The following is a 19,252-nucleotide window of genomic DNA, read 5'->3' on the forward strand; positions in this document are numbered from 1 at the left end:
CTTAGTCCTCCACTTCAAATTTAGGTAAGCTATTAATTAAGTCAACCGTTTGTACAGATACATTGATAATTCTCAACAGCAAATTGAAGATATACTTTTCATCATCACTATAATCATTTGGATCATCTGTAATTCCAGATTTTCTATCAGTTTTAACTTGATACTGATCTATTATCCATTCAATAGCTGATCGTCCATTCACAACATACTCATATGCCTTTTCAGGAATATTACTAATGGTGATGTCACTGTTAAATATGATTGCCGATAAATCATTCACCGATTTACCATTTTCATCACGTTTCTTATCGAATCTCATCTTGGTTACTTTGTAGCTCGGATTAACAAGAGGTGTTACGTCTACTTCATTATAAACAGGAATCTCTTCATAGTTAAGATGTAGGTCCATCAAGGCTTTACCAACTTCAACATATCTTTCTTTATTTTTTACAATCGGAATTCTTGCGAGGTCTTTCTTCAAATCGTTAGCATACTTTTCTTGATATTCTTTAGAGTTAAGCACCCCATAGACATAAGCAAAGGTGTCATCCAAGCTTAATCCCAGCTTATCAGCAAACGCTTGATTCATATTATCATTGTTACGGAAGAGTAAAGTTTCATCTACTTCATTATCGTATCTCATTAATCCTTTACCATTACCTAGAGTCTGCTTGTCAAGAATTATATTACTCACTAACACAGAGAATGGTTTTTGAGTACCTCCTCCTGTAATATAAATAGCTAAATTCGATTCTCCCCATTTTGAATAAAATTTCCCAGGATTTTCAACGATATTTCTATCATACATTAACCATTTTTTAGTGAAAGGTCTATACAATTCTTGGGTAATTCTACTTGGATTAAATTCTAGTAACTCTCCATTCGAATATAATCGTAGTAATTTTCTTGACCAATTAGTTTCCATAGGGTTAAAATTTGTAGGTTTGTTATTATTTCCCCCATTGATTTTTACTTCCTCGTTATATTTATCAATAAGTTTTTTTGAATTTTCCAAAATTTTTTCTTTGGAAAAACCAATTACCCAAGTATCTCTATCACTATTTACACCAATTGTACTCAGAATAAATGGAGAATCACTTTGACCAGATATTGATACGTATTTTAGATAATGAGGATCACGTCTATTTATCCAGTCATTATTCTCATCCGGTATAATTTCTTGCCAATCCAATTGTGAAATATCCTCAAAGTCGGTAATAAGAGCTAGTTTCTCTTTTTGAGTCAAATAATCACCAATATCATAATAATGAAGTTCATGGATATCGGAATTATCTTTAACAAGTAAGGAAACTGCAACTGTAGTTCTAGTACCACTACCAAAGACATTTCCACCTTCCTTTTTACGAACATCGCCTTGTCCTAGCGCATTTCCTCTCAAATTAAAAATGAATAGATGATTAAATTCATTATAGAGACTTGCTCTTAGGCCATCAGCACTTTGAGAGTCTATAAAACTTCCGTTGGTAACAAATGCAACTACACCATCTTGTTTTAATCGATTAGTTGCCCATCTTAATGCTTTTACATAGGTGTCATACATACCACCTACCATACTTGCTTTACTTCTTTTTACATAAGAAGATAGAATTGTCCGTTCCAGTTTGGGATAGTTTATATTTTGATTATCATCATTTCCATCTTTTTGTCCAAATGAATATGGTGGGTTCCCAATAATCGCTGTAATTGGTTTTTCTTGCTGGCGTTTTAAGCGTTTGTCATTAGTACCAAAGAAGGAGTCATCCAGTGTATCTTCTGTTTCTGTTGATTCAAAAGTGTCCGTTAAAACAATACCTTCAAATGGTGTATACGGCTCATCACCATTTATTTCATCAAACACAGCTTCAATATTAATGGCAGCAATGTAATAGCTTAGAAGAACAATTTCATTAGCATGCAGTTCTTGTGTGTATTTTCTTAAAATATCATCAAAGGTAATTTCACCACTATCCATCAATGATTTCAAGTAATGCAATGTTCTAGTGATAAATGTTCCAGTTCCAGTAAATGGATCCAAAATATGAACATTTTCACTCGCTAAAGTCTTACCAAAGTGCTTTCTCAAGACTACATCAACTGATTTTATAATAAAATCTACTACTTCTACGGGAGTAAAGACAATACCTAATCTTTCCGTGGTTGATTTGAAACCGGTAGAAAAGAACTTATCGTATAAAGTAATAATGATTTTCTGCTTAGCCTGAGCGTTGTCAATTCCCTCTGCACGTAGACGAACCGAATCATAAAATGGTTGCAACTCTTTCTGCTCTTTTTCAAAACCAAATTGTGATAGTTCTTCTACAATTTGTTCCATGGCAGAACTGACTGGATTATTCTTAACAAAACTGTATTCTCCAAAAAGTGCATCAAAAATTGGTAAAGTAATTAAGTGTTGCGCCAACATCTCAATCGCTTGACTTTGGTCAATTGATTCATTGATATTATGTTGTAAGCTATGAAGGAATTTATCAAAAGCAGATTTACTATCAGGATTTTGTTCTAAGATGAACTCAATTCCTTGAATGTGTCGTCTAGCAATATCAGCTACATCTTTCGACCAGTCTTCTAAGTAACGTCTATCCCCCACTTTTTGAACAATTTTACCATAAATTGCCCCTTCAACAGCTTCCCATTCAAGTTCAAGTTCTGTTTGATAAGCAACTATTGGCTCTTTCACATAACTATCATTGAAATTAGGATCGTCTGGTGCACCACCAACCCCAATAACTTGGATATTTTTGGGTTTTTGTTTGTTTAATTCTAGTTTATTAACTGTAGCTTCAAAACGTTCATCTACTGAACGCAGAGCGTTTAACACCTGCCAAATAACATCGTATGTTTTATTGTTATCGAGAATTGTTTCTGGTGTCTCACCTGCTGGAACTACAATTGGTAGAATAATGTAGCCATATTCTTTTCCTTCAAATTTACGGATGATTCGTCCGACAGCCTGAACAATATCTACCTGTGATTTTCGAGGAGACAGGAAGATAATAGCATCAAGATTAGGAACATCAATTCCTTCTGTTAGGAAGCGAACATTTGACAAAATACGAGCTGAATCTTCAGGAATATCATCACTAGCTAACCAATCTAATGCTTCATTTTTTTCAAGGGCGTTCATACTGCCATCTACGTGACGAACATTTACGGAGTAGCCTTCATCACTATTAAGGTATTCATTAACAACATTTTCAAACTGAGTTGATAGCCTTTTACTATCTTCAATAGTCCGAGAAAAGGCTATCGCTCTTTGCATTGGTTCGCCAGAAACTTTATCTGCAAAACTTTCTCGTTTAATCATTCCATTCCAAACACCAATGATACGCCCCACATCATCAATATTCAGACCATTCTCTGAATCAGCAAGAGCTTTTTGCATATCTTTCTGAACCACTGTTTCGTCAACAGCCAAAACCATTAATTTATAATCAGTTAGGATATCTTGACTAATAGCATCTCCAAAACCTAAACGATAGAATACACTACCATATAGATTTTCATCATCCATACTAGAAATAACGCTTGAATTTTCTTCTGCTTTTTTCTTAGCCTCAATTCCATATAATTTTGGTGTTGCTGTTTGATAAAGACGTTTTATCCCCTTAACATTTAGATCACTATGTACCTTCGTAAACGATGATGCTTCATCTCCAAAAGCTTTTGCACCAGTGGTACGGTGTGCCTCATCTGCGATAATTAAATCAAACTCTGGAAAACCCTCTTTTTGTGCTTCACCAAGAACATCTATTGACTGATAAGTTCCAAAAACCACTAACAGTTCTTTTTTGGGTCTTGTCATTAATTCTAAGTAGTTTTCAACAACTTTTTTTGACGAAGTTGTTGCTGGATAACCAATATCACTAGCTTTAATTGTTAGATTGGACTCATCTTGCTTGACACTGCCACGACTAGCATTTCTATCACTAGTAACTGCCATAGAAGACATTGTCATTTCTGTATCATTGTTCCACCCTCTCAAGGTTTGCGTAAGTAGTTGAATACTAGGTACTAGATAAAGAATAGTGTATTGTTCCTTAGAGGCATCTCTTGCCATTGCTTCAGCAATTTTTAAACTCGTAAAAGTCTTACCAGTTCCAGGCGCCATTATAAGTTGTCCACGATCATTTTCTGTAAAATGATTCAATGCAGACTGAATTGCACTTTCTTGATAATATCTTAACTTCTTTTTAGCTTTTACAGCTACTACTTCTGGTGATTCAAAAGAAAATTTTGACCAATCAATCTGAGAATTTCTTAAATCTGAAAGCCCAATACGAATAACATCGCTACGATCTGCTAAAGCTTTTTCAGCATTCTTGCCCCATTTATCGGTTGAAGCAACAATAATACCTGATTCGTAATAATCTTTTCCAAGCTCCCCTAAAAAAGAATCAATATTAGATTTTTGAATACTATGATTATAGAATTTTGCCTGAATCGCTACTAATTCACCAGTAAATTTTTCAGCAACTAAGTCTACTCCGAGATCAACTTTAGGTATTCCAAATTCCTCTGGAACATCTGCTAGCATCCATACATTCTTAAACTCATTCTGGTATGTTGGTTCATTTTGAAAATAGGCACGTGCTAAATACTCAAAGTATGTGCCTCTATCACGTTGCGTTTCAGCAAGTCCATTAATCTGATGTACTAAATTATCAAAAGTCATTTTATTCCCTTCTTTTCAAAATTAAAATTTAGATATAATTCATTTATTTGAACAGAACATATTACAGTTACTATCGTATGTTTATTATACCACTTTCTTTTCCTATCTCGTATAATTCCATCAGGGGTTTGGGGATTCCCCCAAATTCAAATCATCCCAAAAGTACATACACTGTGTGTATACAAATTTTGGGGGTGATTTTAGGAGAGTGTGTATACAGACTCTGAGCTCGCAAAGTCATATTATGAGAAATTTTTCCTTCTCTATAAAATAATCCAAAAAATCAATTTGACTGTCATTTGTGTGTACAAATATTTTAAGAAGATATATAAAAAACGCTGCGAATTTTTAACAGCGTTTCCTTATTTTAAAATCCTCATATGTCTTTCTTTTTTATGGTTAGCATCGTAGTATTCCAACATCGCATGATACAAACGAGCCTTCGTTTTGTCTTGTTGTTTAATTCCATGAAGAAATAATTCTGCTCGCTTTAATTTCAATATGTATTCGCATATCTGATCAAAATCCTTATCCATATTACTTTTGAAAATAAACATCTTTTTCCTCCATCACATCCACTATTTTTTGCATCAAAATAGACATATCCATTTTGTTTTCATAGCTTATTCTCCCAACTACAGTTGCAAGACGGGCTATAGAATTGATATTCTTTCCGACTTGTTCTAACTCTTCTGTTAAAGGAACTAAACCTTCAAAAGAGACTTTTTGGATGTTCAAATCTGTTCGTATTAATTTTTGTCTAGCAAACTCGGAAAAATTACGAATATTTTCCTTTCTCATACAATCATTTAATTTTTTATTTTCTTCTTCCGTCAAAAACACCTGTTTCAACACAGATTTTATTCTCATGATCCTATCACCTCGTTTTCTTATTTAGTCGTTTTACAAGTTCTTTCACTTGTTTACTTGTCTTCTTTTCATATTCTATCATCAGCTCAACGCAGTAGTGAAATATCCTTACATTATCCAAATCTTCACTTTGTTCTGCTATTCTTTCTAACTGACGTAAGTTATTGATAATTCTTCTAACTTGAAATATAAAGTTATGATAAGATTCAAAATCAAATTGAAGATAAATAGGCGAACTCTTAAACAACATTTTCCTAGCATAAGAGGAAAAATTTAGATGGTTTGTCATTTCAATCAAGTTATTCACTATTTCATTCTGCTCTTCAGTGATATAACATTTCTTTAGAACAGTCCTATATCTACTCATTTATCATATACTTCTTTCGGGCATTTTCATGGGCAATAGCTTTGCACTCCAGCATACGTTCCTGCTTTAAATTCTCCATAGACTTAAATAAATACGCTAAAGGAGAAGTCGCATCCTCAGGAATCCGTTCAATCATGCTAATAACTTCATCACTAGTTACATACCCACTAGCCAAATACTCGCCTATCTTCATCTTCTGAGCATGTGTTAAAGTGTAATTGTTAGGATACAAAAATCTATCATTGTACTTATAAGAAATGGATTCTAACAAAGAATAATATTTGGGTGGAATATAAGTTTCAGGCTTTCTAGAACTATTATCCAGTATATTCTCAATCTCTTTCTTATTCTTACTCTCGTTCTTAATCTCTTGCGTTACATTATCATTTTCATCCGTTACTGTAACGTTACAATCTAAAACGAGTTGTGGCTCGCCTGTAATTAGTGCTTTTTGTTTTTGTCTATGACGAGCAACACGTTCCCTAGTTTGTTTCCTAATCTTTTCTAGTCCATCTATATTCTGGTGTTTCTCCCATTTTGGAATGGTAATAGCGCCATCTATGATTTCTATCATGCCAAATTCTTCAAACATACTGAGAGCTAATTTTACAGATGTAGCCTTTCGTCTAAACACTGTTGAAAGCATCTCTTCTGTATAATAAACCTTGTTCCCTAGACTTAATATGCCACTATTATTTTGCTTTCCTGCAAGCACCAGAATTTTAAACCATATTACAATAAGAGTATCTCCTTCTGGCATTGATTCTATTAGCTGAATTTTTTCATCATCAAATATATCTGTTGTTATCTTGATCCACTGAACACCATTCATACTAGTACCTATCTTTCATATTGCTTCAACCATCGTGTTACTGCTCTTTTATCGTATAAAGTCACTCCATCAATCACCATGGTTGGCATTCCTTCTTTCGTCCATTTTTGGATTGTTGTCGTAGATACATCTAACCACCTAGACAAACCTGACATACGAACCATGGGTTTGTAAAGTTCTTTATCTTCAAATACTCTTGCTACAGCATTTGAAATCATCTCATCATAGTGAGCACGTAATTGCTTCTCTAATTCTTTAGGAAGCTGGACAACTAAAGTAGTTTCCGACATAAATTCACACCTCTTTTCTAAACTAAATAAGCTCCGAAACCATTTAATTTGTTATTCATTTTGAATTATATATCCTTTTTGAATTTTTGTCAAGATTTTTTATTCAAAAAGAATAAAATGTGTTATAATGATAAAAAGGAGGTTCTCATGAGCAATCATATTACTAAACTAATAGAAGATAGTGGAAAAAAATTGACAGAAATTAGTGAAGCTACAGATATAGCCTATCCTACACTTTCTGGATACAATCAGGGAATCCGCAAACCTAAAAAAGATAATGCGGAAAAATTAGCAAAATACTTTAATGTTTCCGTCGCTTACATTATGGGACTTGATAGCAACCCACACGCTCCATCAAATCTTAAAATTGTTACAGATAGTTTCAAAACATCTAAAATTGGTTCTGTGACACCTTTTAAAAGCGATATGGAGAAATTAAAGAAAAGCATCGAATTTGGAGAAAGGTCATTAACACTACCACTTGATGATAGTTTTTCAGATGAATTTCGTCACATATTCTCAGAATACCTAGCTGAGAAAAACAAACATTTTATGTCTGAGTTTATAGACTATATGAATCACCAAAATAAAGACTCTAAAGTTTGGCATAGCTGGATTAAAACAGACGAATACGCTATCCGCCAAGAAGATAGAAAAAATAGATAGACACTCATTTCTCAATTACATAAGCTCCGAAAACTTAGATACGGAGAAAAAATGTCTATACACAAATACAAAACCAAAAAAGGAATCCTATACTATGTTAGCTTCTACATTGGCTTAGATGCCTATGGAAAGAAAAAAAGACACTTAAAAAGAGGATTCAAAACTAAAAAAGAGGCAAAATTGTACGAAGCTCGTTTAGAAGCTGGTGTCGTCGCCCCCACAGTAAATACCGACAAATCTAACCCCAAAGTCACTTATAAAGAACTTTATCAAGAATGGTTTAAGGCCTATGTGGGTACTGTCGAAGAAACAACTTCTTCCCAAACTAAGAATATCTATCGAATACATATTCTACCAATATTTGGCGATAAATTTATTGACCAAATCAGTCCTTTAGACTGTCAAAACTTTATTACTCAAAAATCTCAGACTTTCAAAAATATCAAACAGATAAAATCCTATACCTCAAAAATTTTTGATTTTGCAATCAATATGAACTACATTGATCGAAATCCAATGAAGAATGTTATCATGCCTAAAATCAAAAAGACAAGATCAAATAATTTTTGGTCACTGGAGGAATTACATCATTTCCTAGATATCGTGAAAGAAACTGAGCCATTTAAACATTTTGCTTTATTTAGACTGCTTGCATTTAGTGGGCTACGAAAAGGAGAGTTATACGCTTTAAAATGGGCTGATATTGACTTTGATAGCAATCTCTTGAACATAGACAAAAGTCTAGGAAGAATTGACGGTAAAGCGATTGAAAAGAGCACAAAGAATGAATCTTCAGTTCGAACAATCTATCTTGATGATGAGACAATCGATATAATTAAGCAATGGAGAAATTTCTATCTGAAAGAACAATCTCAGTTGCCTCTTACAAAGCTGAATATTAGTAACGAATATATGTTCTCTTACATATCAAGCAATGACAAAATTGAACCCCTGCATGCTGACTACATTAACAATATACTGAATCGAATTATTAAAAAGCATAAATTAAAACCAATTAGCCCACATGGGTTCAGACACACACATGCAACACTTATGTCTGAAATTGGAATCGATCCTTCTAATACATCAAAACGACTCGGTCACGCAAGCAGTCAGATGACATTAGATGTCTATACTCACACCACAAAAACTGGTGAGAAAAACTCTATTGACAAATTTGCAGATTATCTCAATAAAGCAAAATAAAATTATGATTTTTAAAATTTTGAAGAGGTTATCAGAAGGTTATCACAAAGCTATTCTAGCTCAAAAATCGACAAAAAAGCACTTTGCAAAATCTTTGCAAAGTGCTTTGAAACGTTGATATAATCGTATTGATTAACGTTTTGAGGCAACTGACTTCGTCATGTTGCAGCCACATTTGTAAGCGACTAAAGTCGCAACAACTGTGTCAATTGCACCAATTTAGTAAGAAAGTACAAAAAGAACACCCCGAAAGGTGCTCTTTGTAAGTATAGTAATTCTTTCGAATTAACGTTTACTAAATTGTGATGCTTTACGAGCTTTCTTAAGACCTGGTTGGAAAAACTATTATTTGAATAACCTTCAGTAAGTGATTAAAATCAATGTTTTCCCACTTTTTCAGAAAATAGAATTTCATTAAATTTTAATAACTTTCATTTGAATGGTGTGAATTTTACCCTGAAAATACACGAATTGAGCTAGATTTTACCAAAAAGTTCACACCATATAAAATTTATATATAACTAAACTGTAATAGAGAAAAGAGAGCCACCACTCTCTTTCTTTTTATCTATTATATTTTCGTTTTCCAGCTAAAGCAAGTAGTCCAACACTTGCTCCAAGCAATGCTAAAAGTCCTGACTCTTTCGTTCCTGTATTTGGAAGCTGTTTCTTAGGTTCTGCTTTTGCATTTGTAGCTTGTGCAGGCGCTTGATAGGTTTTATCGTCTTTAGTTCCTACAGTAACTTGATCTACTGTGTAATCAACAATATTACCCTTTTCATCCAAAACTGGGACTGGTTGGTAGCCAGCTTTTTCAAGCTCTTTACGTTTTGCTTCTGCAAGTTCAGCCAAGCGTTTTGTTTCAGCTTCTTCAAACTTCGCTTTAGCAGTTTCGTAAGCAGTTTGAGCTTGGTCTGCTGCAAGGCTCTTAGCTTCGTAATCTAGTTTAGCTTTGTTTTGCGCCTTATACACATCTTTAAGCTCAGTTTCAGCTTTTTCAAGCTCTGCTTTCGCTTCGTTCAAACGAGTATGCGCACCTTTAAGGTCTGCAAGCTCTTTTTCAGCTTGTTTAACTTCGTTTTCAGCATCTTGAAGTGCTTTCTTAGCAGTAGATACCGCTTGAGCTTTGCTTGTTGCAATCGCTTCAAGCTCTTTCATCTTATCTTCTTCTGCTTTAAGCGCTTCTTGTGCAGTTTTAAGAGCTTTCTCAGCATCTTTCAAGTTTGCTTGCGCATTTGTAAGAGCTTCTTCTTTTGCAGACTGTGTAATAGTCAAATTATTGACAAGAGCGTTAGCATTAGAAAGTGTGACTACTGCTTTATCATGACGGTCTTTTGCTTCATCAAAAGCCTTTTGTGCATTCGCAAGTGGACTTTCCCCATTCTTCAAAGCAGTCAGATTAGCTTCTGCATTTGTAAGAGCAAGTTTAGCATCTGACTCTGCTTTTTCTTTCGCTTCAAACGTAGCTTGTGTATTATCACGAGCAGTCATAGCATCAGCAAGCGTTTGACGAGCTTCACTCAATTTGCGCTCAATGACTCCATCGCTAAGTGGGTTTGCAATAGGTGTTTTATCCCATTTAGAGTCCTTTACTTCTTCATTACGAATAGCAGTCAAGAAGTGAGTAGTGTAAAAGTCGTCTGTTTTACTTTGTGCTACACCACCGAAGTAGATAGTTTCATTTGCGTGAGTAAATTGGAGGATACCATTAGTGTGAGCATAGTCTCCTTTAGTGGAAACTAGCATGATAAGGTCGTTATACAACTGCTCTTTCATTTCACCGAGAGTTTTACGATAAACCCCGTCAGCATCGTCAAAATCATGGAAAACATAAGTAGTTACAGTATTTTCATAATATTGTTCACCCTTGCTTTCTTCCTCGGCATCTGTTGTAGGCAAACCATATTCTTTGGCAACCTTGTTGACCCCAATAGCGTAGTGTCCGACACCACCTTTAGCACGATAGTCATCTTTCATGGCTTTAGAGAAGTTTGCTTTCACATACTCTTTAGCAACTTTATCAGCAAATTCAAGAGAAGTTTTTGAAAGAACAACATCTGGAAGTCCAAGTTGACGGCGCATTTGGTTGATAAGGTCTACTACATAGTAGTTCAACTCATCTTTAATCTCTTGTGGGAGATTGTTAATGTCGTAGCGAGTTTCATCTGCTTGGTCTGCTTTGCTTGGAACGTATTTATTGAGTTTCTTGTGTTCTACTTGTGAACCAACGATACGGTCATAAATATCATCGCTCTTAGCATTACGTTCTTCCTCAGTCATTTCGACACCCTCATCAATCTGACGAAGGAACGCAATCTTATCTTTTACCGCTTGAATGAAAGCTGGTGAAAGAGTAATGGTTTGTTTCTTAGAGCTATCTTGAAGTGTGTCAAGAACAGATACCGCTTGGTTGTAAGTAGCAAGAGCATTGTCACGATTCGTTTTCGCTTCTTTAGCTTCTGTTTCTTTCGCTTCTACATCTTGTGTAGCAGTTTTAACAGTGGTTTCTGCTTTTTTGAGTTGGTCAGCAAGCTCACCATCCAATTTCTTAGCTTCATCAAGAGCTGCTTGTGCATCTTCTTGTGCTTGTTTGCTTGTAGCTTCTTCTTTAATTGCTGCGTCTTGTTTCTCTTTAGCGTCAGCAAGACCAACACCCTTCAAAGCGTCCTCTGCATTTTGAACGGTAGTTTTCGCATCAGTAACTCCAGTTTGCGCTTGAGTCACTTCTGCTTGTTTAGTTCCAACAGTTTTGCCTTGAATAGCTACATTACGGTCTGCATCATCTTGTTCAGTTTGTGCAGTAGATACCCCTTGTTCAGCAGTTGGAACTTTTGCTTTAGCAGTTTCTACTTTCTTTTCTGCGTTTTGAATCGCTTCTGGTGTTGCTTTGTCAGCAATCTTTTGAGCATCGTCTTTAGCTTGTTTCAAGTCAGCGACTTTCTTTTCTGCCTTATCAGAATTTTCATTCGCTTGATCCAAGACTTCTTTTGCCTTATCTGCATCTTCTTGAGTTTGTTTAGCAGTAGCACCAAGTTCAGCGACTTCTTCCTTTGTAGGAGTTTTCACTTCTACTGGTTTTGGTGTTTCTTTCTCTACCAAAGCTGGTTCGGTTTGAGCAGTTGTAGGCAATGGAACCTCTACCGTATCTGCGTGAGCAGTTCCGATTGTGCCGACAAGTCCAGTTGCGATGGCAGAAATAACTGTACCCGTATACAATTTTTTAGCAGTACCATGACTATTTTTCGTAGTTTTTGACATTTATAAACTCCTTTGTACAATGCCCTATGCATTTTATTTAATATAGTACTATTCTACCATACTTTTCTCGTTTTTGGATAGTTTATTATACTTATTTTTAGAGAAAACAGATAGTAAAATGGTATATAACATGGAATATAATAAATTACAAAAACATATCTCATTTCGAATACGTGAATGCAGAAAAGAGCAGGGATTAAGTCAAGAAAAATTATCTGAAATCGCTGGATTAGGTGTTAAAGCAATTCAAAACATAGAAAACATGAAGTATGATTTCAAGATAAAGACACTTGAATCGGTAATAAAAGCCCTAAATATAACAGTAGAAGAGTTCTTTGATTTACAATCATATGAATCAGAACGAGAAGATTCTGCAGAAGTACTTTTTGAAAACTTAACAAAATTACCCAAAGATAAGCAAGGAAAAATTATATCCTCATTTAATGAGATTGTAAAAAATATAAAGTAGAAAATTATTTTATAAATATCAACAAAAATTCCTCCACGAGATAATATTGTGGAGGAATTTTTATCGAAACACTAATAGATACTTCTTATTTATATAAAATTAGCATTATTTATTAAACAAGTCCAAAATAATAATCGGATAATCATTTATATTTGAGTAGTTAGCTTTTTATCAATCATAAATAGATATTACCATAATGATTAGCTTCTTTAATTCTATCAAAAAAATTTTCACTATTTTGATTTACTAACTTCTCATAAGTTCCTAAAACTTTAAAATGATTATAATCTTTTTGAAGTTTTGATAGAGATTTAACCTTAATTTTAATAGTTCTATCCTTAATAGTTACATTTACATTATAAAAGTAATTAATTATATGAAACCATTGATTATATTCAACATCCACCAATGCTTTACGATCCTTCGATATACTTTTACCTTTTCTTATAGTATTATTACTAAACTTGGGTAACTGACGAAATTCTAAATCTATATTTTTATTTGACTTATAAATTAAATTTATACAAAATTTTTGTTTAACAATAGCAACATTACTAGATATGCTAGTTTTTTTAATTGTTTGTATCACTTCTTTAGATACTTTTTTCTTGCCCTTTCCATCTAAAACAAGCTTTTTATCTTTAAATATATTCTTTCTAGGCAGTTCAGTTTTCAAATACTTACTATTACTATTTGGAGATTTGCAATAAAATCTATGATTCGTTAATCCCTTGAATTTATTCTTATGAATAATATAACCTGATGCTTTATTTGGTTTTAAATCATCCCATTCCATTGAAAATTCCTGTTCTTTCGTAACATTAAGAAATTTATCAATAAGTTCAACTTCAGAAGGATAATTTAGATCGAAAACATACCCCTTTGAACTTAATAAGGATAAAAATTTCTCGAATTGTTTTCTACTCAATCTTAAATTATCACCCGATACTTCTTTAAGAATATTCTTAATTATACTCATTTCTTTTTTATAAGAATTTTTATTCAACCTAGTTCCTAAGTTTCTTTCCACCTCTCTCTTTATTTGTTGATTTAAATCACTATCTACACTGTTAGCCAATATCTTTAAAGAAGGTAATAAGAAATGAGTTAAATTATAAATATCGCATAGCATAGCTACTTCAAGTGAGTCTTCTTTACTATTTTTGTCCTTCATTAAGTACTTTGAAAACTGTTCTTCTAAAACTGTTTTTAAAAAATAATCATTGAACATCTCATGAGCAACAGGCATTTTATCAAATGCAAATAATAATTTTAATCTACTTGATTCTTTTTTAGGCTCATCTTTACACCATTTTGCTAAGGTATCTTCTGATTCTGGGGCTAATTCTTCAAAATATTTATCTAAAAAAGCTCTTCTCGAATAAGATTTACTTTTTTTATCTCTCTTTCGCTGAGCATCTATAATTCTGTTAAAATTTTCTAATAAAAAATCTTTTTTAACATCTGGAAATCTTTTTTTATTTATAAACTTCGCCAATTCATTCATAGAAATTTCTTTTTCAGAAATGTCATTATATTGTATTTTTTGTAATAACTCATCAGAAGATATTTCTTGATCTGGGCTAATCTGATTTTTTAAAAAATCTACTATATCACTAACACTAATTCTTCTAGGATAAAATTCGGAATTAAAATAATCATATTGATTCATAACATACCTACTATCTAAAATAAAAATGAAATGTACGTTGCTTTTCAAGCTCACATACTTAAGTTTTAAATATTAAACAACCTTATCTCCCTATAATAGTATATCATTTTTAAAAGATTTTGTATTTTAACCTAGTCAAGATTTTATAAAACTAAAACTGCGGATTTTATATCAAACCCGCATCTAAAGGAGAGTTGAAAAGAGATATACTATAGACATAATCAAAGTTATAACTTTTTACTCGTCAGCATTCTAGAAAGTCTGACCATGCACTTTTTGTCAGAAAGGATAAACTATGGCAAAAACAACTAAATCAACATTAGGAAACTACGATAGCGCAAGAGCATTCTTAGATGCTTTATCAACTTCTGTTGATATTCCATCAGCTATTAAAGTCGTTGATACAAACAATGGCATCATAAACGAAGGTCAAGAAAATCAACGACCTTGGGCATCTCTAACATGCGTAGATAAAAAACTCTACGATCAGTTCGCTAGTATTGCTCAAGAAGCTTACTGTCCAACTTTCAAAGTCAAGTTGAAAAACTATCAAAACGAGAATTTAGATAGTTTAATCAACGTTGACATCGTAGTTAACAAGTATGACTTGTCATTTGTACTTGATAAACTCAAACAACCAGTCGGCCTGGCTCTAGTTACTGAGCTTGGTGACATTTCATTGAAATAAGTGATAAGCATAGTGAGTTATCATCTACATCATTTAGATGATAACTACTCACTATGTACGAGGTAAACATATGTTATTTAAATTATTCTTCTATCTCATTCTTACGTTGCTTATTTGGCAATGTTTGAATGTTACGTACATTTATCTAAAGAGGCAGTTTCTTCTACTATCAAATGAAGTTGTTGATAACAACGGAAATATATGGGAGCAATGTCTCTTGTTATCGGGAAATCAAATTAGGATTTTAAAAAATTTGATTCAGAAGTTAATTTCTTGGCAACTAAACAAGACAATTGACAAGCAATTACAAGCTCGAAAAGCTACTGTCTTACAAAACGTAGTCAATTATCTCAATCAAAACTTATACAAGGATTTACAGTTAAAAACTATAACCCCTGCTACTACTGGTGGTGTAGATATTTGGGTTTATCTAGCAAACAACTTAAATGATGATGAACAATTATCATTAGAAAACTACTTCATAGGAGTTATTTCTCAATACACTCTTGAGTTTGCATTAGATGTGCTAACTGTTGAACTTGTCGCAGGAGCTGGCTGGGTTGCTAAATTCGACGTCAAAACGTTCGGAGAGGCAACATACAATCGAATGACAAGACAGACGAAAGTCAGTTACGAGGAGGACTTCTAGCATGATAAAAAATGTTTTTGAAGTCAACAATCGGGGAGATCCTTCCTCTGTCGCCGTCGACATAAACCGATTTTTCGCATGGATTATTGCAGGCCCGTCTGGTTCGGGAAAATCCACTTTTTTGAGAAGACTTTTAGGACTCATTTCATTTCATTTCATGATACAGATGCCGAAGCTTACTTTTTGGATTTTAAAGCAGATGAAGAAATGTTTTCAATGACTAGTGACCATGTCACAAGAGGTTTTAACTGTCTAGAATTGTTCGAAACAGTCTACCAACGTTTTGAAGCTAGACTTGATAAGCAAGAACAAAACTCGCATAATCTTTACATAATTTTTGATGAATGGCAAGCGTTTCTCGCTTATCTTGAGCAAACCGACAAGAAAAAACATAAAGATGTTTTATCAAAAATGTTAATGATGAATAGCATGGGTAGGAGCCTAGGTTTACGAATTATTTTGTCCAGTCAACGTTTCTTGATGTCTGATTTACCAGGGCGGTATAACTTCAACTGTATAATTTCATTATCTACTAGTTTTCTCATGTCTACGAATAACAGGCAGCTTCTATTCCCAGATATGGAAAAATCCGAAGTCATCGTAAAACCGCGAGGGTATGGATATTTTCAATTAGAGGGCGAAGCTGTCAAAATGTTTCGTACGATCCAAGTAAAAGACGAGGAACGGTTAAATCAACGGATGCAAGAGCTATTTTCAAGGTATAGCTAGCGTTTTTTCTGCTACACTTGTTTGATGCGACACTGACCTTACCTAGGGATTTCATCGGTATAGGTGTCGGCACGACATTGCCTGCAGAAAAATGCCTGCTTGCAAGGGCTAGAGGGTGGAGATTTTTCAAGCGTAACGATGCCGAAGGCAAGGAGTGAAGCGAAGAAAAATACTACCCGTCCCTTGTTAGCTGGCAAGCGTTCTCGGTTCGATGATTCATCATCGGGCAGGAGAGGCTGGGGCTTGGGGCAAAGCCCCAAGAGTATCTGAATTTAATTTTAATTATTTCTAACGCGTGTTAGACTGGGCTTGTCGATAGTCTAACACTGAAATAATTTAAAAAATAATTAGAAAAGAGGTTTAATTATTATGACAAATGCAAAAAAGGAAGCCCTTTTAACATCAGTGCTATTAACACAACAATTCTCAAATGGCTTCTGGGATGATGACTGGAATAAAGAACTACTTGAATCAGAGGATATTGAAAAAATTCTTGAGGAAATTGTCAGAAGAGTTAGTCAAGTTGCAACAGTTTCTGAAGCATATGCAATTAAGCATGATAAAGACACATCTGTAGAATTCGACAAAGAACTTCAAGAAACAACTACTAAACTTGCCAAACCACACATTCACGCTTTACTCAAGTTTAAAAAAGGCAAAGGTGCAACACGATCTACTTTAGCGAAAAAAATCGGATTAGAAGAACAGCATCTCGAAAAATCAAAGTCTGGAAGATATGGCTACGATAACTTGTTAGCATACTTAATTCATGCAAAAGATAAAGATAAATATCAATATACCCCTGATGAAGTAGTTACTCTAGCAGGTAAAGACTACTTAGAAGTATATCATCAAAGGAAAGAGAGCTGGCTTAAAGGAAAAGCCAAAAAAGAAGTAAACCAAACCTACGAAGATATTGACTTGCTTATCGATAACATTCTAAACGAGTATATCACCAAAAATGAAATACTTCTTGAACAGAAATATCGCACACTGTATGCAGTACACAAAGCTAGGATAAACGATACATTTCGTACCGTCGGAGAAATCAAAGGAACTCGTACTAAATATGAGTTAGATAACGGAGAATTTAAAAAAACCATTCTCTTCATTCATGGTAGTACTGGTCTTGGAAAGTCAACCTTTGCAAAGGACTTATCCAAAGCCATCATTCAGTTGGCAAAACTAAATGGTCAAAACTGGCAATCAGTAGTGACTGCCGCCACAAACATCTTTGACGAGGTAAACGGAGAAGAGATCCTTTTTCTTGACGACGTTCGAGGAGATAGTTTAACCGCGTCAGATTGGCTAAAACTATTAGACCCCTTCAACATAAGCCCAATTTCTGCACGCTATCAAAATAAGATGGGAGCAGCAAAAGTTATCATTATCACCAGTTCGAAATACCCACTAGATTTCTTTTACAACACAAAAGGGAACGATAGAGAAGACCTATCACAGTATGTTAGAAGAATTGAGTGTCTGGCTACAATAAGAGGAAATGATAAAAATCCTAAGTTTTATGTATCATATCCTCAACGAATGGAAGAACCTGTAAAAACTATCTTAGAAAATGAGCAGGAAGTTTCCTTATCTTATGACTTTGCAAATGATTCGTTACTTAATAGTAGACAGGATTTATTATCAACATTGCTTTCTAAAATAGCGATTAATAATCAGTGGGATATCTTAGAATTAGGCAAATCAAAAACCCCATCCGAAACTTTGGCGAGCGAGGACGAGGTTGCAGATAATCAAGAAAAGTAAGTAGGGTATCTCTTGATACCTCTATTATACCATACATTGGAGGAACAGATGCAAGTAATCTTACCAGATGAACAAATTCAACAAATTCAACTTTTACTCTCTAATCTTATAAATAAAGAAATCAGAGAGCAATTAAACAAGAGCGGTATCGATAGTCCCTATTTGAACAAACAACAAGCTTGTAACTATTTAGGTATATCAAATAATACACTGGATTCTTGGATTGTAAAAGGCTTACCCAAAATCAAAATCGGTAAAACGATTCGATTCCATAAAGACGCTATCGATCAATGGCTAAACTTACATAACTAGAAATATCAAGATTTTTGTTTTATAATAGTCATGATATTTTCTGGTTCGATACACAAGGAGAATATCATGACTATCAGTAAGACAAAAAACGGAACTTATCGCTTAAAAGTCTATATCCCAATTGAAGCACGAATGCCACTTGGTATTGTTAATAGCAATTATTACGATAAGCGATTTAAAACTAGAAAGGAGGCAAGGCAAGCTGAAATAGACTTGCTTACCAAGTTAAATCAAATAGAAGATAATGAATTTACAGGACTAGCAAAAGGAGATATTCTTTTCTCAGACTTCTATAACAATATCTGGTGGGACTCTTATAAAGCAGGACAAACTACATCTACTTCTAAGCCACCAAACAGGTCAACAGTTGCTAATACCAAAACATGTTTTGAAAAACATATACTACCACTTCTTGGAAACTATACGATACAGTTTCTAAATCAAAATAAGCAAGTTATCCTAAATCTAATGACATCTAAGGCTAATGAATATGCCAACTTCAAATCTTTACGTAGCTATGTGATTTCCATTTTTGATTGGGCAGAAGAACTTGAGTATATAGAAGCTAATAAAGTTGCAAAAATACTAAGAAGAATAAAAGCCACTAAAAAGATTCAACTTGCAGAGGCAAAGAGAGAGGAAGATTTATATCTAACTCATGAACAACTCCAAGAATGGTTCTCAGCATTTCAAGAAGATTTAGAGAATGATAAAATAACCCTTAAAGATTATGTCCTTTTCTATCTCACTTTTTTCCTTGGAGATAGAAAATCAGAAACATATGCTC

At 33.9% G+C, this 19,252-nt stretch carries 15 protein-coding genes and 1 pseudogene; 9 read left to right on the forward strand and 7 right to left on the reverse strand.

Going from position 1 to position 19,252, the window contains the following annotated elements; genetic code table 11:
* Nucleotide 1: 1 nt before the first annotated feature.
* The 5 genes from RQ973_RS01865 to RQ973_RS01890 all read right to left on the reverse strand — a co-directional run bounded on the left by RQ973_RS01865 (nucleotide 2) and on the right by RQ973_RS01890 (nucleotide 7,049).
* The gene (locus tag RQ973_RS01865) at nucleotides 2-4,690 is read right to left on the reverse strand and encodes a type ISP restriction/modification enzyme (RefSeq protein ID WP_311522565.1); all 4,689 of its coding nucleotides are present in this window, start codon (nucleotides 4,688-4,690) and stop codon (nucleotides 2-4) included.
* Between the two features lie 362 nt (nucleotides 4,691-5,052).
* On the reverse strand, nucleotides 5,053-5,247 hold the full coding sequence (locus tag RQ973_RS01870) for a hypothetical protein (RefSeq protein WP_000469564.1): 195 nt from the start codon (nucleotides 5,245-5,247) through the stop codon (nucleotides 5,053-5,055).
* Nucleotides 5,228-5,560 carry a hypothetical protein gene (locus RQ973_RS01875; RefSeq protein ID WP_001220782.1) on the reverse strand — a complete coding sequence of 111 codons (333 nt, stop codon included), beginning with the start codon at nucleotides 5,558-5,560 and terminating at the stop codon, nucleotides 5,228-5,230. The genes RQ973_RS01870 and RQ973_RS01875 overlap by 20 nt, the downstream gene beginning before the upstream one ends.
* Before the next feature lie 359 nt (nucleotides 5,561-5,919).
* Complete coding sequence (locus RQ973_RS01885) at nucleotides 5,920-6,759, reverse strand: phage replisome organizer N-terminal domain-containing protein (protein ID WP_117644785.1); 840 nt, start codon at nucleotides 6,757-6,759, stop codon at nucleotides 5,920-5,922.
* Between the two features lie 8 nt (nucleotides 6,760-6,767).
* Nucleotides 6,768-7,049, reverse strand: coding sequence for a hypothetical protein (locus RQ973_RS01890; RefSeq protein ID WP_000005472.1), 282 nt, complete (start codon nucleotides 7,047-7,049; stop codon nucleotides 6,768-6,770).
* A gap of 147 nt (nucleotides 7,050-7,196) precedes the next feature.
* Between RQ973_RS01890 and RQ973_RS01895 the strand changes: the two genes are divergently transcribed.
* Together RQ973_RS01895 and RQ973_RS01900 are read left to right on the forward strand one after the other, a co-directional pair.
* On the forward strand, nucleotides 7,197-7,715 hold the full coding sequence (locus RQ973_RS01895) for a helix-turn-helix transcriptional regulator (RefSeq protein ID WP_311522567.1): 519 nt from the start codon (nucleotides 7,197-7,199) through the stop codon (nucleotides 7,713-7,715).
* A gap of 51 nt (nucleotides 7,716-7,766) precedes the next feature.
* Nucleotides 7,767-8,921 carry a site-specific integrase gene (locus RQ973_RS01900; RefSeq protein WP_311522568.1) on the forward strand — a complete coding sequence of 385 codons (1,155 nt, stop codon included), beginning with the start codon at nucleotides 7,767-7,769 and terminating at the stop codon, nucleotides 8,919-8,921.
* Nucleotides 8,922-9,485: 564 nt separating this feature from the next.
* Here the strand turns inward: RQ973_RS01900 and RQ973_RS01905 are convergent.
* On the reverse strand, nucleotides 9,486-12,179 hold the full coding sequence (locus RQ973_RS01905) for an SEC10/PgrA surface exclusion domain-containing protein (RefSeq protein ID WP_311522569.1): 2,694 nt from the start codon (nucleotides 12,177-12,179) through the stop codon (nucleotides 9,486-9,488).
* A 130-nt stretch (nucleotides 12,180-12,309) separates the two neighbouring features.
* On the opposite strand from RQ973_RS01905, the gene RQ973_RS01910 reads away from it, so the two are divergent.
* On the forward strand, nucleotides 12,310-12,648 hold the full coding sequence (locus tag RQ973_RS01910; RefSeq protein ID WP_311522570.1) for a helix-turn-helix transcriptional regulator: 339 nt from the start codon (nucleotides 12,310-12,312) through the stop codon (nucleotides 12,646-12,648).
* A 175-nt stretch (nucleotides 12,649-12,823) separates the two neighbouring features.
* Here RQ973_RS01910 and RQ973_RS01915 read toward each other — a convergent pair whose 3' ends face one another.
* A complete protein-coding gene (locus RQ973_RS01915; RefSeq protein ID WP_311522571.1) occupies nucleotides 12,824-14,320 on the reverse strand; it encodes a hypothetical protein in 1,497 nt (498 codons plus the stop codon).
* A gap of 295 nt (nucleotides 14,321-14,615) precedes the next feature.
* Here RQ973_RS01915 and RQ973_RS01920 point away from each other — a divergent pair, with 295 nt between their 5' ends.
* The 6 genes and pseudogenes from RQ973_RS01920 to RQ973_RS01945 all read left to right on the forward strand — a co-directional run.
* Nucleotides 14,616-15,008 carry a hypothetical protein gene (locus tag RQ973_RS01920; RefSeq protein ID WP_311522572.1) on the forward strand — a complete coding sequence of 131 codons (393 nt, stop codon included), beginning with the start codon at nucleotides 14,616-14,618 and terminating at the stop codon, nucleotides 15,006-15,008.
* A 253-nt stretch (nucleotides 15,009-15,261) separates the two neighbouring features.
* Entirely contained in the window at nucleotides 15,262-15,657 is a 396-nt protein-coding gene (locus RQ973_RS01925; RefSeq protein ID WP_311522573.1) for a hypothetical protein, read from the forward strand.
* Nucleotides 15,658-15,840: 183 nt separating this feature from the next.
* Nucleotides 15,841-16,386: a hypothetical protein gene (locus tag RQ973_RS01930; protein ID WP_311522574.1), complete on the forward strand. Its 546-nt coding sequence runs from the start codon at nucleotides 15,841-15,843 to the stop codon at nucleotides 16,384-16,386.
* 369 nt (nucleotides 16,387-16,755) lie between these two features.
* On the forward strand, nucleotides 16,756-18,153 hold the full coding sequence (locus RQ973_RS01935) for a Rep family protein (protein ID WP_311522575.1): 1,398 nt from the start codon (nucleotides 16,756-16,758) through the stop codon (nucleotides 18,151-18,153).
* 48 nt (nucleotides 18,154-18,201) lie between these two features.
* A complete protein-coding gene (locus tag RQ973_RS01940; protein ID WP_075228872.1) occupies nucleotides 18,202-18,465 on the forward strand; it encodes a helix-turn-helix domain-containing protein in 264 nt (87 codons plus the stop codon).
* Nucleotides 18,466-18,531: 66 nt separating this feature from the next.
* Nucleotides 18,532-19,252: pseudogene (locus RQ973_RS01945) on the forward strand (site-specific integrase); the annotation flags it as partial.

Origin of the sequence: uncultured Streptococcus sp., assembly GCF_963511325.1 — a bacterium.
Classification (GTDB): domain Bacteria; phylum Bacillota; class Bacilli; order Lactobacillales; family Streptococcaceae; genus Streptococcus.

What these genes read in the sequence shown, in the direction of transcription:
- RQ973_RS01865 (WP_311522565.1), bottom strand. Translation starts at nt 4,690, where the DNA reads ATGACTTTTGATAATTTAGTACATCAGATTAATGGACTTGCTGAAACG.
- RQ973_RS01870 (WP_000469564.1), bottom strand. Translation starts at nt 5,247, where the DNA reads ATGTTTATTTTCAAAAGTAATATGGATAAGGATTTTGATCAGATATGC.
- RQ973_RS01875 (WP_001220782.1), bottom strand. Translation starts at nt 5,560, where the DNA reads ATGAGAATAAAATCTGTGTTGAAACAGGTGTTTTTGACGGAAGAAGAA.
- RQ973_RS01885 (WP_117644785.1), bottom strand. Translation starts at nt 6,759, where the DNA reads ATGAATGGTGTTCAGTGGATCAAGATAACAACAGATATATTTGATGAT.
- RQ973_RS01890 (WP_000005472.1), bottom strand. Translation starts at nt 7,049, where the DNA reads ATGTCGGAAACTACTTTAGTTGTCCAGCTTCCTAAAGAATTAGAGAAG.
- RQ973_RS01895 (WP_311522567.1), top strand. Translation starts at nt 7,197, where the DNA reads ATGAGCAATCATATTACTAAACTAATAGAAGATAGTGGAAAAAAATTG.
- RQ973_RS01900 (WP_311522568.1), top strand. Translation starts at nt 7,767, where the DNA reads ATGTCTATACACAAATACAAAACCAAAAAAGGAATCCTATACTATGTT.
- RQ973_RS01905 (WP_311522569.1), bottom strand. Translation starts at nt 12,179, where the DNA reads ATGTCAAAAACTACGAAAAATAGTCATGGTACTGCTAAAAAATTGTAT.
- RQ973_RS01910 (WP_311522570.1), top strand. Translation starts at nt 12,310, where the DNA reads ATGGAATATAATAAATTACAAAAACATATCTCATTTCGAATACGTGAA.
- RQ973_RS01915 (WP_311522571.1), bottom strand. Translation starts at nt 14,320, where the DNA reads ATGAATCAATATGATTATTTTAATTCCGAATTTTATCCTAGAAGAATT.
- RQ973_RS01920 (WP_311522572.1), top strand. Translation starts at nt 14,616, where the DNA reads ATGGCAAAAACAACTAAATCAACATTAGGAAACTACGATAGCGCAAGA.
- RQ973_RS01935 (WP_311522575.1), top strand. Translation starts at nt 16,756, where the DNA reads ATGACAAATGCAAAAAAGGAAGCCCTTTTAACATCAGTGCTATTAACA.
- RQ973_RS01940 (WP_075228872.1), top strand. Translation starts at nt 18,202, where the DNA reads ATGCAAGTAATCTTACCAGATGAACAAATTCAACAAATTCAACTTTTA.